At 74.4% G+C, this 17251-nt stretch carries 7 protein-coding genes; all 7 read right to left on the minus strand.

The features are described from left to right. Window position 1: 1 nt before the first annotated feature. Window positions 2–4429, minus strand: coding sequence for a non-ribosomal peptide synthetase (locus tag LNK82_RS19500; protein WP_230568441.1), 4428 nt, complete (start codon window positions 4427–4429; stop codon window positions 2–4). Continuing rightward, window positions 4426–5766 carry an MFS transporter gene (locus tag LNK82_RS19505; RefSeq protein WP_230568442.1) on the minus strand — a complete coding sequence of 447 codons (1341 nt, stop codon included), beginning with the start codon at window positions 5764–5766 and terminating at the stop codon, window positions 4426–4428. The genes LNK82_RS19500 and LNK82_RS19505 overlap by 4 nt, the downstream gene beginning before the upstream one ends. After that, window positions 5763–8984, minus strand: a complete 3222-nt coding sequence (locus tag LNK82_RS19510; protein ID WP_230568443.1) for a non-ribosomal peptide synthetase — start codon at window positions 8982–8984, stop codon at window positions 5763–5765. The genes LNK82_RS19505 and LNK82_RS19510 overlap by 4 nt, the downstream gene beginning before the upstream one ends. Continuing rightward, window positions 8981–9658, minus strand: coding sequence for a DUF6875 domain-containing protein (locus LNK82_RS19515; protein ID WP_230568444.1), 678 nt, complete (start codon window positions 9656–9658; stop codon window positions 8981–8983). Before LNK82_RS19515 ends, LNK82_RS19510 begins: the two co-directional genes overlap by 4 nt. Beyond that, the gene (locus LNK82_RS19520; RefSeq protein WP_230568445.1) at window positions 9658–10995 is read right to left on the minus strand and encodes an FAD-dependent oxidoreductase; all 1338 of its coding nucleotides are present in this window, start codon (window positions 10993–10995) and stop codon (window positions 9658–9660) included. Before LNK82_RS19520 ends, LNK82_RS19515 begins: the two co-directional genes overlap by 1 nt. Next, window positions 10992–14138, minus strand: coding sequence for a non-ribosomal peptide synthetase (locus LNK82_RS19525; RefSeq protein ID WP_230568446.1), 3147 nt, complete (start codon window positions 14136–14138; stop codon window positions 10992–10994). Before LNK82_RS19525 ends, LNK82_RS19520 begins: the two co-directional genes overlap by 4 nt. A gap of 5 nt (window positions 14139–14143) precedes the next feature. Next, window positions 14144–17251, minus strand: a 3108-nt coding sequence (locus tag LNK82_RS19530; protein ID WP_230568447.1) for a lantibiotic dehydratase, incomplete at its 5' end; no start/stop codon positions are given.

Here is a 17251-nt window from a genome sequence, read left to right on the forward strand (position 1 = left end):
GTCAGCCCCTTTCCGGCAGCACGCCCGCGGCGGCGAGGAAGTCCACGTGCCGGGCGATCATCTCCGCGTCGGCGGGCGGGAACTCGACCCCGCACGACGCCGCGGCGGCCCATGTGGTCGAGCAGTCGAACACCGGGTGCGCCCGGTGCGTGGTGGTCAGGCCGAACGCCAGCGGGCCGAACGCGCTGTCCGGGCTCTCCAGCATCAACGACCTCCAGTCCGCGTACTCCAGCAGGCGGGTCGGGTAGCCCTTCGCGGTGAGCACCTCGCCCAGGTCGGCGTAGCTGAACCCGTCGGCCCGGTAGTAGTGGAAGTCCCTGCCGGGGGAGTGCGCACCGGGTGGCGACGGCCGGGTCGAGATGCCCGCGATCGCGCCCGCGAGCCGGTCGACCGGCAGCATGTCGATCACGTCCGGCGTCCGCGGCACCGCGCCCGCGTGCGCGCAGGTCGCGATCTGCCTGCTCAGGTACGACTCGGTCTTCGCCGTGCCGGTGCGCACGTCGCCCACGATCGCGGCGATGCGGTGGATCGACACGGGCACGCCCCGGTCCCGGGCGAGCACGCCCATCATGTCGGCCACCCACTTGGTGGTGTGGTAGCCGGTGTCCAGGCCCGTCGGGTCCTCGGGCCGGTCGGCCTCGGTGATCAGCTGCTTGTCGTAGTTCGCGCCGAGGAACACGCCGAGCGTCGACATCAGGTGCAGCGGCTTGGTCGCGTACCGGGTGGCCAGCCGCAGCACGTCCACCGTGCTGCCCACGTGCGGCGGCATCATCCACTGGTAGGTGAGGACGAAGTTCATCACCGCGCCGTTGTGGTAGATCGCGTCCATGCTCTCGGCCAGCGCGTCGAAGTCCTTCTCCGCCAGGCCGAGCAGCGGCTGGGACATGTCGCCGACCACCGGCACCACCCGGGCCAACCGCTCCTCGGGCACGTCGAGGTGCGCGCGACGCAGGTTGGCGCGCACGCGCGCGAGTGCGACGGCCGGCGTCTCCGCCCGGACCAGGCAGTGCACCTCGGCGTCCGTGCGGGCCAGCAGCTCACCGAGCAGGTGCGCGCCGAGGAACCCGGTCGCGCCGGTCAGCAGCACCCGTTGCGGGGGCCCCGTCCGCACCGGGTGCCGCACCTCGATGTCGTCCGGCGGTGTCGCGTCGACCCGCATCTCCGCCACGGACGGCAGGCCGGACTTGTAGCGCTTGGCGAACGTGTGGTCCGACGCGGCGGCCTGCTCCACCACCTCGGCCAGCTCGGCGAGGTCGGCGGTGGCGAACAACGCGCGCAGCGGCACCGTCACGCCCAGCAGCGAGCGGACCTTGGCGAGCACGGCGGCGGCGATCAGGGAGTGCCCGCCGAGGCCGAAGAAGCTGTCCCGGCGGCCGACCAGCGGCACGTCGAGCACCTCGGACCAGACTTCGGCCAACGTCCGCTCGACCGGTGTGCGCGGCGGCTCGTACGGCGTCAGCCGGGCCGCCGGGTCGGGATCGGGCAGCGCCGCCACGTCGACCTTGCCGTGCCGGGTGAGCGGCAGCTCGTCCAGCACCACGACCGCCCCGGGGAGCATCGCGTCCGGCAGCCGGCCGGCGCAGAACGCCCGCAGCTCGTCCAACGCGGGGGACTCCGATCGCGGCACGACGTACGCGACGAGGGTGTCGCCGCGCACCGCCACCGCGGTCTCGGCGATCGCCGGGTGCGCCAGCAGCGTGGAGCGCACCTCGCCCGGCTCGATGCGGTGACCGCGCAGCTTGACCTGGTCGTCCACCCGGCCGAGGAACTCCAGCGCGCCGTCGGCCAGCAGCCGGACCAGGTCGCCGGTGGCGTACATCCGACCACCCAGGACGGTCGGGTCGGGCAGGTACACCGACGCCGTGCGCTCCGGGTCGTTCCGGTAGCCGCGCGCGGGTGCGAGGCCCCCGATGTGCAACTGGCCGGGCACGCCTACAGGAGCCGTGCGCAGGTTTTCGTCCAGCACGTACGCCCGCACGCCGGGCAGCGGTCGCCCGATGGGCAGTGTGGCGGCACGCGGGTCGACCTCCGACGCGTCGACCGTGCGGTAGGCAGTGGCGCAGACCGTGGTCTCGGTCGGGCCGTAGTGGTTGACCAGCGCGACCTTCCCGCCGGTCAGCGCGGCCCACTCGGCGACCGCGGCCGTCGGCACCGCCTCGCCGCCGATCATCATCACGGCCAGCGGACCGGGGTCGACGTCGAGGCCCGCCAGGTCCGACACCCAGCGCTTGAACAGCGCGGCAGGTGAGTCGACGGCGGTGATGGCGTGGTCGGCGCACAGCTTGAGCAGGTCCGCGCCGCCGATCGCGGCCGGCTCGGGGTGCACGACGACCGCCGCGCCCGCGCACCACGCCGGGAACACGTCGCCCACCGACGCGTCGAAGCTCAACGGCGGGATCATCAGGATCCGCTGACCGGGTGCGAACCCGTGCAGGTCGATGAACGCGCCGGTCAGGTTCGCGAGCGTGTCGTGCTGCACCTGCACGCCCTTGGGCACACCGGTCGAGCCGGACGTGTAGACGATGTACGCCAACCCGTCCTCGCGCACGTCGGCGGCCGGCGGAGCGTCGGCCTCGCCGGTGAACGCGTCGTCGGTGGTGTCCAGCAGCGCGCCGTGGAACTCGCCGAACCGGTCCCGGTTGGCCGGCGCGGTGATCACCACGGGCGCGCCGCAGTCGGTCAGCAGCCCGGCGAGCCGCGCGGGCGGGTGCGCCGGGTCGAGCGGCACGTACGCGCCACCGGCCTTGAGCACGGCCAGCAGCGCCACCAGCGCGTCCGGCCCGGCTTTCAACGCCAGGCCGACCGGCGTCTCGGGACCGACACCCCACCCGGCCAGCACGTGCGCCACCCGGTTGGCCCGCCGGTCGAGCTGCGCGAACGTCACCTCCGTGCCGTCGGCCAGGTCGAGCACCGCGGTCGTGTCGGGGTGCGCGGCCACCTGCTCCGCGATCCGGGTCAGGACGGCGGGGCGGCGCAGCGACAACGCCGGGTCCAGGGCGTCCTGCGGTTCGCCGTTGAGCCGGCCCGCGGCGAGGCGGTCGGCCTTCGTCGTCGTGTCCACCGCGGACAGCCGGGCGGACGGGTCGGCCACCAGCGCGGCGAGCACCGCGAGCAGGTGGTCGGCCAGCCGCGCCACGGTGTCCGCGTCGAACACGTCGGTGCTGTAGTCGAGGTTCGCGGGCCAGTCGCCGTCGGTCTCCCGCACGTGCAGCGTGAGGTCGAACCGGCTGGTCTCGCGGTCGATCGGCAGCTCCGCCGCGGCCATCCCCGCCCACGAACCGGTCGTGTCGCCCCGGTTGAGCACCAGCATCACCTGGAACAGCGGGTGGTGCGCGAGGTCGCGGCGCGGCGCGACCCGGGCGGCGACCTCGTCGAAGCTCACCTCCGCGTGGTCCAGCGCGTCGATCGCGGTGGCGCGGGCCCGGCCCAGCAGGTCGGCCACGGTCGGGTCACCGGACAGGTCCAGCCGCAGCGCGGTGGTGGTGACGAACATGCCGACCGAGCGCTCCAGCTCGGGGAACGGCCGGTGCGTGGTCGGCGAGCCGATCACCAGGTCGTCCGCGCCCGACCGGCGGGCCAGCAGCACGCCGAACGCGGTCAGCAGACCGGCGAACGTGGTGCAGCCGTGGGCGCGGGTCACCTCGGCCAGCTTCCCGGCCAGCGCGGCGGGCACGGTGAACCGGTGGCTGCCGCCAGCGGTGGTGCGGTTCGGCGTCCGCGGCCGGTCCAGCGCCAGGTCGAGCACGGCCGGCGCGCCGGACAGGCGGTCGTGCCAGTGGTCCAGCTGCCGCTGCCGCTCGCCGTCGGCGAGCCGGTCGGCCTGCCAGTGCACGTAGTCCGGGAACTGCGCCCCGACCGGCTCGGGCGTCACACCCGCGTAGACGTCGCCGATCTCGCCCGCCACCACGCCCAGGGACAGGTCGTCGCACACGATGTGGTGCGCGCTGAACACGACCGCCGTGTCGCCCGGACCGACCCGCACCACCCGGACCCGCAGCAGCGGCGCGACGGCCAGGTCGAACGGGGTGTCCACTTCGGACACCAGGAACGCGGCCAGCTCGTCCTCGCCGTCGACCGACGAGAACGCCACGTCGGCGGGCACGTCGGCAGGCACCTGCTGCTCGGGCACGCCGTCGACGTCCACGATCCGGGTGCGCAACGCCTCGTGCCGTCCCATGACGGTCCGCACGGCGGCGCGCAGCCGGTCCTCGTCCACATCGCCGGCGACCCGGAGCGCGGCGAACATGACGTACGCGCCCGCGTCCAGGCCCAGCCGCCCGGTCAGCCAGAGGCCGCGCTGGTTGCCCGACAGCGGCACGACCGCGCCGTCGGGGCGGCGCGGCACCGCCTGCCGGGGCGCGGGGGCCAGGCCGCGTTCGGCGAGGAGCTTGGCCAGCAGGCGTTCGCGGTGGTCGGAGAGCTCGGTCATCCCAGGGTCCTTTCAGGTGACGGCGTCTCGTCGGCCACCGCGTCGGGCAGGTCGTCCACGGTCCGCAGGCGCGGTCGCGTCCAGGCGTAGGCCGCCAGGGCGAGCATCAGCACGCCGACGACCAGGAAGATCAGGGCGATGCCGCGGCCCTCGCCGGTGCCGATGAGCGCGCCGACCCCATCGGCCAGCGGGCCGTCGGCCGCCATCAGGGGCTCGGCCACGCCGTCGGTCAGCGGGCCGATCAGGAGGAACGCGACGGGCATCGCGGCGGTGCCGATCATCCGCACCACGGCCAGCACCCGGCCGAGCACCGCCGGGTCGACCTTGGTCTGCAACAACGTCACGCAACACGTGTTGATCAACGGCAGGGTGAACAGGAACGCGGGCGCGGCGATCCCGATCAGCCACGGCGAGGGCGCCAGCGAGTGCAGCACCAGGAACACCCCGCCCAGTGCCACCCCCGCGTAGATGCCGTGCACCCGGCGCTTCGGGCCACCCCACACGCCCATCACCAGGCCGCCCACGAACAGCCCGCTGCCGCCCGCGGCCATCAGCACGCCGAGCGTCGCGGGACCGGAGAAGGACAGGATCAGCGGCTGCACCAACCCGCCCGCGATGGCGAACAGGAAGTTCCACACCGCGAACACCGCGCACAAGGCGAACAGCCCCGGCGCGCCGCGCAGCCACCTCACCCCGGCGCCGATGCCCTCGCGCTCCCCGTCCGAGGCGCCGGCCGGCCGCACGGCCTCGTCGGGCAGCCGGGCCACCAGCAAAGCCCCGACCGCGAACGCCATCGAGACGAGGTCGATCAGCAGCACGCCCCGCAGCCCCACCACGCCGAGCAGCGCGCCGGCGACCAGCGGCGCGGCGATCTGCACGCCCTGCGTGATCTGCATCAGCCCGTTGATCCGGCCCAGGTGCTCCTTGGGCACCAACGCCGGCACCAGGGCCGTGTAGGCGATGATGTGGAACGAGTTGAGCGCCGCGGTCAGCGCCGTGGCGACGTAGATCTGCCACACCGCCAACGAGCCGGTCGACACGGCCACCAGCAGCAGGGCCGTGACCACGCCCGCGCCGGAGTCCGCGACCAGCATGATCTTCCGCCGGTCGTACCGGTCGGCCACCGCACCCGCGTACGGCGCGAGCAGGATGCCCGGCACCACGGCGCAGAACTGGATCAGCACGAACGTCGTCACCGACCCCGTGCCCAGGTACACCCACACGCCGAGCACGAACGCGGTCAGCGCGGAGCCGATCACCGACACCAGCTGACCGGCCCACACCACGGCGAACCTGCCCAGACCTGCCCGCCCGCTCAGGCCGGCCCCCGCGTTCACCGGGCCTCACCGAGCATCGACTCGACCTCCTCGGCCGACATCCCGGCCAGTTGCAGGCGCAGTTCGGCGACCGCGGCGACCCGCGCCGGGTCGTCCAAGGTGGCGAGCGCGGCGGCGACACCGGCGACGGTCGGCTCGGCGAACATCCGGCCGATCGGCACCGTCACCGCGAACGCGGCCTGCACCCTGGCCAGCGCCTTCGCCGCGAGCAGCGAGTGGCCGCCCAAGGCGAAGAAGTCGTCGTGCACGCCCACCTCCGGCACGCCCAGCACCTCGGCCCAGATACCGGCCAGCACCTCCTCCACCGCGTCACGCGGCGGTACCCGTTCGCCTTCGACGTCCCACGTCGGCGCGGGCAGCGCCTTGCGGTCGGTCTTGCCGTTGGGCGTCAACGGGAACGCGTCCAGCACCACCGCCGTGGCGGGCAGCATGTAGTCCGGCAGCCGTGCCGCCAACCCGGCCCGCAGCCGGGCCCACAACCCGTCCCGGGGCCCGTCGGCCGGCACCACGTAGGCGACCAGTCGCTCGTCGGCGGCCAGCACGACCGCCTCGCGCACCTCGCCGGAGGCCAGCAACGCGGCCTCGACCTCGCCGAGCTCGATCCGGAACCCGCGCACCTTCACCTGGTGGTCGGCCCGGCCCAGGAACTCCAGCGCGCCGTCCGACCGGTGCCGCACCAGGTCGCCCGTCGCGTACAACCGTCGTCCGGGCTCCCGGGCGAACGGGTCCGGCACGAACCGGCTCGCGGTCAGCCCCGGCCGGTCGTGGTAGCCGCGCGCCACGCCCGCGCCGCCGATGTGCAGCTCGCCGACCACGCCCGGCGGCACGGGTTCCAGCCCCGGACCCAGCACGTACAGCCGGGTGTTGCCGATCGGCGGGCCCAGCACCACGGGCGCGGGCGAGGGCTCGACCAGGCCGGCGGACGACCAGACCGTGGTCTCGGTCGGCCCGTACGCGTTCCACAGCACCGCGTCGTCGGTCAGCAGGTCGTCGGCGAGGTCGCGCGGCAGCGCCTCGCCGCCGCAGATCCGGGTCGCCACGACGGCGGGCACGCCACCGGCCGCGTGCAGCAGCCGCCACGTCGCCGGGGTCGCTTGCAGGGTCGTGATCCCGTGCCCGACCAGCAGCTCCCGCAACGCCGCACCGTCCGCGCTCACGTCGGCGGGCACGACCACCACCTCCGCGCCCGCGGTCAACGGCAGCAGCAGTTCCAGCACCGAGATGTCGAACGACAGCGTGGTCACGGCGGCCAGCCGGTCGGCGTGGGTGAGGGCGAACAGCCGCTGGAACGACACCAGCAGGTTCACCACGGCCCGGTGCGGCACCTCGACGCCCTTGGGCGTGCCCGTCGAACCGGACGTGTAGATGATGTACGCCAAGTCCTCGCCGGAGGCGGGGCACGGCACGGGTGCCGGCTCGAAGCGGTCCGCGTCCGCGAGGCGCAGCACCGTGCCGCCGAACGGCAGCTCGCGGTCCGCGACCAGCACGGCCGCGCCCGAGTCGGCCAGCATCGCGGTCATCCGGTCCGCGGGCCAGCCCGGGTCCAGCGGCACGTACGCGGCGCCCGCCTTCCACACGCCCAGGACGGCGGCCACCAGGTCCGGGGTGCGCGGCAGGCACAGCGCCACCGCCGACCCGAGGCCCACGTCGTGTGCCCGGAGCAGCGCGGCGATCCGCTCGGCCCGGGTGTCCAGTTCCGCGTACGTCAGCCGCGAGTCCGCACCGGACACCGCCGTGCCGTGCCCCGTGACCAGGTCCAACGCGGTGCGCGCGGGCGGCAGCGGCAGGTCGGTGGCGTTGAAGCCCTCCACCACCTCCCACCGCCGCACGCCGGTCAGCCCGTCGAGCTCGCTGATCCGCCGTTCCGGGTGCTCGGCGGCGGCGGTGAGCAGCGCGATCAGCCGATCGGTGAACTCGGCGATGGTCGAGTCGTCGAACAGGTCGGTGTTGTACTCGATGCCCAGGGCGAGCGCGTCGCCCTGCGGGTCGGCGGCCAGCGTGAGGTCGAACTTCGCCACCTTCGGGTCGGGCACCAGCGGCGTGACGTCCAGCCCGCTCAGCGCGATGTCCAGCGGCGGGGTGTTGGTGAAGATCAGCTGGGCCTGGTAGATCGGCGCGTGCCCGGTGCTGCGCTGCGGGCTCAGGTGCTCCACCAGCTGCTCGAACGGCAGGTCGGCGTGCGCGAGGCCGTCGGCGGCGACCTGCCGGGTCCGGGCCAGCAGCTCGGTGAACGTCGGATCGCCGCCCACCCGCGTGCGCAACGCGAGCGTGTTGACGAAGAACCCGATCAGGCCCTCCAGTCCCGGGTGGGAACGCCCGGCGACCGGAGTGCCCACGACCACGTCGTCCTGCCCGGCCAACCGGCCGAGCCGGGCCGCGAACCCGGCCAGCAGCACCATGAACACGGTGACGCCGTGCGCGCGGGCCAGCTCCTCCAGCGGTCGGAGCGGGACGTAGCCGTACCGCAGCGCGCCCCGGTGGGTGACCACCGGTGGCCGGGGCCGGTCGGTCGGCAGGGTCAGCAGCTCCGGCGCCCCCGCGAGGTGCCGCGCCCAGAAGTCGAGGTGCCCGGCGGCGAGGTCGGACATCCGGTCCCGCTGCCAGACCGCGAAGTCCGGGTACTGCAGCCTCAGCGCGGGCAGGTCGGGGTCACGGCCGTCGAGCGCCGCGTCGTACGCCTGACCCAGCTCGCCGAGCAGCACCGACAGCGACCACGCGTCGGCGGTGATGTGGTGCAGGTTGAGCACCAGCACGTGGTCGTCGTCGGCGAACCGGCCCAGGCTCGCCACGAACAGCGGTCCCCGGTGCAGGTCGAACCCGATGCCGCCGCGGTCGTCGGCGAACCGCTGCGCCTCCGCGTCCCGGTCGCCGTCCGGGAGGTCGTGGGTGGTGAGGGTGGCGGCGCCGGTGGGCGCGACCAGCTGCACCGGCTCGCCGCCCGAGTCGGGGAACGTGGTGCGCAGCGACGCGTGCCGGTTGACGAGGGTGTCCAACGCCCGCCGCAACGCGTCCTGGTCGAGCGTGCCGCGCAGGCGCAGCGCGAGGGGCACGTTGTAGACGGCGCTGCCGGGGGAGAACTTGTCCAGGAACCACAGGCGTTGCTGCCCGAACGACAACGGGTACGCGGTGGGTGCCGCGGCCCGTGCCCGCAGCCGTTGCGCCACCAACTCCCGCTTGCGCGCCGACGCCGCGGCGCCGGTGTCCCGCAGATCGGTCATGACGCGCTCCCCGATCTGGTCAGCCGGTCCGCCGCCGCACGGACGTGGTCACGCAGGTGCGTGGGCACGCGGTCGCCGAAGCGCTCCAGGTAGGCGGCCACGGTGGTGTCGTCGTCCCGCAGGAACGGGAAGTCGGTGGGCACCATGTGCCGGATCGCCAGCAGCGGCACGGGGCTGTGCAGCGGCCGGAAGACCGGGTTCCACAGCCCCGCCTTCTGCGGCGGGCCGGGGTGGAACTCGCCCAGCATCAGCCCGTCCCGGGTGTACTGCGGTTTCAGCAGTTCCTGGGCCCGGTCGACCACGCCGAACTCGGTCAGGTCCGGGAACAGCACCACGATGGTCTTGAACTGCGCGCCCGGACCCTTCTTCGGCTCCAGGTCGGCGAACCAGTCGCGGTAGTGCAGCAGCAACGCGGCCAGCTCGTCCGGCTGCTCCGGCACACCGGTGTGCACGGACAGGTAGAACAGCCCGCGCTGCAGGGACGTGTCGGTGAACGGGCACACCGCACCCCTCCGCCCCAGGTCCGGGTGCGGTCCGCACAGGTACTCACCGGCCCACTGGAACACGGTCCGCAGCGCCGTTTCGTGCGCCGCGACCGCGTCGGGCAGCCGAGGCGCGGCGAAGTCCGCCGGCTCGACCAGGGGGTGGGCCTGGTGGGTCGGATGGATCAGCATCAACTCCACCTGCCTTTGTTCCGGGACCGGCGGGTCAGGCCCGCCAGCGCCGCACCGGTCACCGCGGCCGTGACGCCCCCGAGCACGCGGTCCTGCCGCCGTGCCCGAGCCAACGCCTCGCCGTAGGGGACCGTGGTGTGCGAGATCAGGGTGTAGAGCGGCACCCACGCGTTCGGGAACATCCGGTGCAGCGCGAGGTCCACCTTCTTGCGCGCGGTGAACAGCGGTGAGCGCAGCTTGTCCCGCAGCTCCACGAAGTTGCGCTTGGACAGCTCCGCCAGCACGTCGGTGTGCGGTCGACGTGAGCCCTCGAACTCCGCCAACGCGCGCGGCAGGTCGTGCGGGTGCGCGGCCAGGCACCGGTCGAGCACCGAGCAGTCCTCGAACGCCGCGTTCATGCCCTGCCCGAAGAACGGGTACACGGCGTGCGCGGCGTCACCGATCAACACCACCCCGCGTCCCTCGTCGGTGGTGACGTGCCAGGGCGAGGTGCGCACGGTGACCAGGCTCGCGGGCGGGTGCGCCAGGAACTGCTCGACCACGTCCGGGATCAGGACGAGCGTGTCGGGGAACCGGCGGGCGAAGAACGACCGCACCCGCTCGGGTTCGGTCAGCCCGGCGAACCCGTGCTCGCCGTCGAACGGCAGGAACACGGTCGCGGTGAGCGAGCCGTCCGCGTTCGGGTGCGCCACGATCAGACCGTCGTCACCGGGCCAGACGTGCAACGCCCGCAGTTCGGTGCGCGGCTCGCCGTCGTCGCCGACCCCGATCAGCAGCTCCTTGTAGCCCCACTCCAGGAACTCCTGGTGCAGGTCCACCCGCAGGCCGCGGCCGAGGTGGGTGCGCACGGCGGAGAACGCGCCGTCCGCGCCGATGACCAGGTCCGCCGTGTGCACGGTCCCGTCGTCGGTGGTGACGGCGGGCTTGGCGCGATCGACCGCGGTCACCCGGCAGCACCAGGAGAACCCGACGCCGAGCCGTTCGGCCTCGTCCACCAGCGCCACGTTCAGGTCGTGCCGCAGCACGGAGTGCAGGATCTGGTCCTCGGCCAGGCCGTAGGGCTGGAAGCGCAGCGTGCCGTCGGGCAGGTGCACCGCCCGGCCGCGCATCGGCACGGTCAGCGGCGCCAACCGCTCCAGCAGGCCGACTTCCCGCAACGCCACGATGCCGCGTTGGGACAGGCCGAGGTTGATCGACCGGCCCTCCTCCCGCACGCCCGGCGCCCGCGGGTCGCCCCGCCGTTCGAGCACCCGCACGTCGAACCCGCGTCGGGCCAGGTAGACGGCCGTCAGCGAGCCGGCCAGCCCCGCGCCGACCACGACCGCGTCGCGGTTCACGCGTCGTCCTCGTCGACCAGGGTGCCGAGCAGGCGGTCGATCTCCTCGTCGGACAGCTCGTCGAGCTGGTCCAGCAGCGGCGCCGGCCCCCGTGCCACCGGACCCGTGCCGCGGCCCAGGTTCGCGCACAGCTCGGCGATGGTCGGCGCGGCGAACAACGTCGCCAACGGCAGGTCCACGTCCAGCGCGACCCGGACCCGGGCCAGCATCTGGGTCGCGGTCAACGAGTGGCCGCCCAGGGCGAAGAAGTTGTCGTGCACGCCGAGCGGCGCGTCCGCGGGCATGCTCAGCACCTCGCGCCAGATCAGCGCCAGCCGCCGTTCGTCCTCGTCACGCGGCTCGACCAGGTCGACGTCGTCGGTCGTCCAGACAGGATCGGGCAGCGCGTCGCGGTCGATCTTGCCGGTGCCGGTGCGCGGCAGCTCCGGCAGCACGACGACCGCCGCCGGGAGCATGTAGTCGGGCAGGCTCGCGGCCAGGTGCGGGCGCACCCGCCGGCGCAACTCGTCCTCGCCGAGTTCCGGGTCGGCGGGCACCGCGTACGCCACCAGCCGCACGTCGGCGGCGTGCGCGGACCACGCGACGACGACGGCCTGCGCCACGTCCGGGTGGGCGCGGAGCACGGCCTCGACCTCACCGGGCTCGATCCGGTAGCCGCGCACCTTGAGCTGGCGGTCGGCACGGCCGAGGAACTCCAGCTTGCCGTCGGCGTGGCGGCGGACCAGGTCGCCGGAGGCGTAGAGGCGTCCGCCGGGCGGTCCGAACGGGTCGGGCCGGAACCGCTCCGCCGTCAGGCCGGGCAGCCCGTGGTAGCCGCGGGCCACGCCCGCGCCGCCGATGTGCAGCTCACCGATCACGCCCGGCGGCACCGGGCGCATCAACGGGTCCAGCACGTGCAGCGACGTGCCCTTCACGGCCGGCCCGAGCCGCACGGGGTCGGGCGCGTGCGACACCACGCCGGCCGCCGAGTACACCGTGGTCTCGGTGGGCCCGTAACCGTCGATCAGGGTCGCGCCGTCGGTCTGGAGGTCGTCGGCCAGGTCGCGGGTCATCGCCTCGCCGCCGCTGATCCGCAGCCGCACGCGCGCGGGCACACCACCCGCCGCGACGATCATCCGCCAACTGGCCGGACCGCCCTGCACGACCGTCGCCCGCGTCTCCTCGATGCGTGCGCGCAGCAGCCCTCCGTCGGCCACGTCGTCCGCCGGGATCACCACGAGCGTCGCACCGCTGATGAGCGGGGCGAGCATCTCCACCGTGGACACGTCGAACGCCGGCGTGGTGATCGACGCGAGCCGGTCGGCCGGCGTCAGCCCCATCAACTCGCCCATCGCGCGCAGCAGCGCGGCCAGCCCGCCCTGGGTGCACCGCACGCCCTTCGGCTTGCCGGTGGACCCGGAGGTGTGGATTACGTAGGCCAGCGTCCCGGGGTGCTGGTCCGCCGCCGGCGGTGGCGTGTCCGGTTGGGCGTCGAGCTCGGCGGTGTCCAGGTCGACCTCGGTCCACGGCCCGGTCAACGGTCCCGTGACCGCACGCGACGCGCCGTCCGTGACGAGCACCGCGACGTCGGACCCGGCGGCCATCGCCGTCAGCCGCGCCGGCGGCCACGACGGGTCCAGCGGCAGGTAGCCCGCGCCCGCCCGCCACGCGGCGAGGACGCCGACCACCATCGGCGCGCCCCGGTCGAGGCACAGCGCCACCGGCTGGTCCGGCCGCACGCCCGCGGCCAGCAGCACGTGCGCCAGGCGGTTCGCCGCCCGGTCCAGCTCGCCGCACGTCATCGCGCCCTCGATCGCGACCGCGTCCGGGTGCTCGGCCAACGCGGCGAACACCAGGTCGGCGGCGGTTTCCGCGGGCACCCCGACGGCGGGCTCCTGCGGCGCGTCGTCACCGAGCCACAGCTCGGCGACCCGGTCGGCGGGGGAGGCGTGCACGGCGGCGGCGAACACCGAGTGCAGCGCGGCGACCGTCTTCGGCGTGAACAGCTCGGAGTCGTACTGCCAGCGGGCGAACCACCGTGCACCGGCCCGTTCGACCGTCAACGACAGGTCGAACTTCGCACCGCCGTTCGCGACCGCCTCGGGCCTGATCGTGATCGGACCGGCCGCCCGCGCGGGCGGCGCCGGCTCGACCGCGAACATCACCTGCACCAGCGGCGCGTGCGCGAGCGTCCGTTGTGGCGCGGCGATGTCCACCAGCTGTTCGAACGGCAGGTCCTGGTGGGCGAGCGCGGCCACGGTCGCTTCCTCGGCCGCGGCGACCACCTCGCCGAAGGTGGTCTCCGGCGCGAACCTCGCCCGCAACGGCAGGGTGTTGGCCACGAAACCGACCAAGCCCTCCGTCTCCGGCCTGGTGCGCGCCGCGACCGGCGTGGCCACCAGGAAGTCGGACTGCCCGGTCACCCGGTGCAGGACGCACTGGAACACCGCGAGCAACCGGGCGAACGACCCGTCCGGCACGGTCAGCTCCACCCGCAGCTCCGCGCCACGTCCGGTGGGCGTCGCAGGCCTGGCCTTGTCGGTCGGCAACGGCAGCACGGTCGGCACGCCGTGCAGCGCCTCGCGCCAGAACTCCTCGTCGGCGGCGAACGCGCCGCCCTCGGCCTGCTCCCGTTGCCACACCGCGTAGTCCGGGTACTGCACGGGCAGCTCCGGCAGGCCGTGCGGCACACCGGCGACCTCGGCCGCGTACAGCCCGGCCAGCTCGTCGAACAGCACCGCGCACGACCAGCCGTCGGCGATCGCGTGGTGCAGCACGAGGACCAGCACGTGCTCGTCGGGCGCGACCTCCAGCAGACCGGCGCGCAGCAACGGCCCGCCGTGCAGCGCGAACGGTCGGCCGACCTCCTCGCGCACCACCGCGTCCACGTCACCCGACAGCCGCGCCAGCGGCACGGTCAACGCCGCCGACACCACCTGCACCGGCACGCCGTCCTCGGCCGCGAACCGCGTCCGCAACGCCTCGTGCCTGGCGACCAGCGCGTTCAACGCCCCCCGCAACGCCTCGGCGTCCAGCGGGCCGTCGATGCCGACCCGCCAGCCGATGTTGTAGACAGGGCTCGCGGGCAGCAGTTGGTCGACCAACCACAACCTGCGCTGCCCCGACGAGGCCGGGAACCGGAACACCTCGTCCTCTCTCGTCACCGCGCTCACCGCGGTCCCTCCCCCCTCAGACCGACACCCTCCGGCCAACCCCTCCGGTCGACCGCGACCACCCGGAACTCCGCCGTGTGCCGAGCGCCCGCGGCGTCGGTCAACCACAGCTGGTCCGGACCGGGCAGCATCTCGCCCACGCCCATCGGGGCGTCCGGCTTCTCGCGGTCCAGCGCGCGCACCGCGTGCGCGAACAACTCGACCGACGGCTGGCTCTCGAGATCCACGTAGAACGGCTTGTGCTCCACCGGGCTCTTCACGAACACGAACCTCGGCATGCCGTGCTCACGCCGCCAGGCCTGCGCCCGCAGGAAGCGGGTCGCCTCGTCCGGGGCGAACGCGAACGCCGACCGCGCGGCGGGCAACCGCCAGCCCTCCCTGGCGACGACCAACCGGTCCAGGCTGACCCGGGGCGTGTGCCCGCCCGCGGGCAGCAGCCGGAAGTGCTGCACCAACTGCGCCATGATCTGCTCGTTCAGCAGCTCGACCAGGTCGACGTCCACCCGGCCGTCACGGCTGCGCGCCACCAGCCGCCCGCCGCGCTCGGTCACCTCGCACGCGCCGACCGGCACCGCGTCGCGCAACCCGGGACCGCACGCGTCGTGCCCGAACACGATCTTCAGGTCGTCCGGCGAGACGAGCGCGTCGGCGAGGCGTTGCGGCGTGCCGCCTTCCTCGCGCGTGGTGGCCAGCACGATGCGCGGGCCCGCCATGTCGTGCCGCATCGCCGCGCGCAGCTGGGCCGGGTCGGGGTGCTGGGACACGAACAACGCGGACCGCATCGTGTTCACGCCGGGGTGCACCTCGCCGAGCACCCAGCGGTAGTCGCCCGCCCGGATCGCGTCCTCGTCGCGCGCCGCGATCAGGACGTCGGGGCTGTGCTGGACCGCGCCGCGCCAACCCGGCCGGGGCGCGGCGAAGGCCTTGAGCACGGCGTCCCGCACGTCGCTCACCCGGTAGTGGGCCTCGCGCCCGTCCGGCGCCTGCCCGAGGGCCTTGGCCCAGCGGTCCTGCAAGGTGCGGACGAGCCTGCCGATCAGCCGTTCGTCGAGGCGGAAGATCGTGTCGTTGGCCCACAGCCAGAAGTCGGCCAGCCGCACGCGGTCCGAGCCGGTGGCCGCGACCCGTTCCCGGTACACCTCGCGCAAGGCCCGCCCGTACAGGGCCGAACCCGCGGAGGTGAACCAGCGTGCGGCTTCGAGCACCAGCGACAACGGCGTCCACAGCGTTTCCACCAGCGCGGGGGAGAGGGTGACGTCGAGGTCGCGTCGGCACTCCTCGTGCACCACCGTGCGACCGGCGTAGAAGAGGCCGGGTCGGCGCACGGCCGCCGTGCCGGTGATGGCGGTGAACGTCTCGTGCAGCTCGCCGATGGCGTGCACCAGCCGGTCCGGGTCGCCGACGGCGGCGGCGACCGCGTCCCGTCCCCGTTCGATCCGGTGGAGCGCCTGCTCGGCCCCGGCGCGGGCGTCCGGGTCGCCGATGGCGGCGATCTGCTCGCGCAGGGCCGTTTCCGGCACCAACGCCTCGGGCGGCACCTCCAGCGTCCAGGCGATCCGCTTGGCCTGCCGCAGCCGTTCGAGCGTGGCGAGCACGTCGTCGAGCGGTCGGTCGAGGTCGTGCGCGATCTCGGGGGCGCGGCGCAGGCCGTCGCAGGCGGCGAGCACGGCCGCGTCCACCGGGGGCAGCCGCACCGGATCGGTCATCGGGACGTGCATGGTGTCGCCCACGACGTCCACGAAGGGCATCCGCCTCGGCACCGCCCATGGCCGCACGGCGTCCGTGGTCAACGCCTCGGCGAGCTGCTGGACGGCCCAGTTCTCCAGGTAGGTGGTGCGCGAGTCGACCAGGTCGGGCCCGGGTCTCGCGGTGATCGCGGCGGGCGCGTCGTCGGTGACCCTGGCCCACCCGACCGGCCCGAAGAACCCGATGGTGTCGTTCTTGGCGCAGTAGCGCTGCAGGTAGCTGACGACCGTGTGCTCCCAGCGCCGGTAGTCGACGTTGCGGGAGGCGGAACGGCCGCCGGACAACGCCTGGTGCAACGCGTCCACGGCGGTCTGGAGGGCGCGCGGGTTCTGCCACGCCACCGCTTCGCGGAACCTGGCCTCCCCGCTGACGACCCGCAGCACCTCGGCGGCGGCCTGGCGGCCAGCCTCGAACCGGGTCGCGTACTCGACGAGCAGCGCCTCGTGCCGGGTCGCGGCCTCCATGGCTGCCGCCAACGCCGCGTCGGCCTCGTCGGGTGCCGTCGACCCTCCGGCGTCCTCTCGCGGCTCCGGGCCGACGACCAGCACCGCGGCCGGTCCGCCGTCGGCTTCGGGCGCGGTTCTCGCGGATCCCGCCACCACCGCCACGGGCGCTTCCTCGATCGGCAGGGTGACGGCCACGGGCGCCGGCGCCGCGGCCAGCGCCGCGCGGGCCTCGGCGAACCGCCCCTTGCGGACCAGCCGACCGATCCGGCGCAACGCGGACCGCCGCTCACCGCGCGCCCGGTCCTCCACCTCCCGCAGCACCCGGAACGCCGTCCACCGCGCCTCGCCCACCGCGTCCTCGGCCGCCAGCACGGCCTCCGCCGCACGCGCCGCGTCCGGGCTCGCCACGGCCAGCAGCGGCTCGACGCCGAAACCCGTGCCGCGCAGCTCGACCCACCGCCACGCCGCCCAGTCACCACCGCCGGGCAGCACCAGGTGGTCCGCGACCGGCCGGGCCGACGTGCGCTGCGCGGGCACCGAGTACGCGGACCGGTCCCGCCGGGTGATCGGGGCGCCCGAGGCCGGAGAGCCCGCCGCCGCGTCCAGCACCGCCGCGCACGCCGCCAGCGTCCGGGCCCGGTGCAGGTCGGCGACCGGCACCTCGACCCCGAACTCCTCGCGCACCCGGAACGCCAACCGCACCGCGAGCAGCGAGTTGCCGCCCACCGCGAAGAAGTCGTCCTCGGCGAACACCTCGGGCGCGCCGAGCAGGTTCTCCCACAGCGCCGCCAACCGCCGTTGCGTGGCGGTCGACGGCAGGGTCCGGTCCGTGCCCCGCGCGCCCGGGGCACGGACCGACCGCAGCGCCGCCCGGTCCCCCATGCCGCTGCGGGTCAGCGGCAGCTCCGGCAG

The organism is Saccharothrix luteola (genome assembly GCF_020859565.1).
Taxonomy (GTDB): domain Bacteria; phylum Actinomycetota; class Actinomycetes; order Mycobacteriales; family Pseudonocardiaceae; genus Actinosynnema; species Actinosynnema luteola.

What these genes read in the sequence shown, in the direction of transcription:
- LNK82_RS19515 (WP_230568444.1), bottom strand. Translation starts at nt 9,658, where the DNA reads ATGCTGATCCATCCGACCCACCAGGCCCACCCCCTGGTCGAGCCGGCG.
- LNK82_RS19500 (WP_230568441.1), bottom strand. Translation starts at nt 4,429, where the DNA reads ATGACCGAGCTCTCCGACCACCGCGAACGCCTGCTGGCCAAGCTCCTC.
- LNK82_RS19510 (WP_230568443.1), bottom strand. Translation starts at nt 8,984, where the DNA reads ATGACCGATCTGCGGGACACCGGCGCCGCGGCGTCGGCGCGCAAGCGG.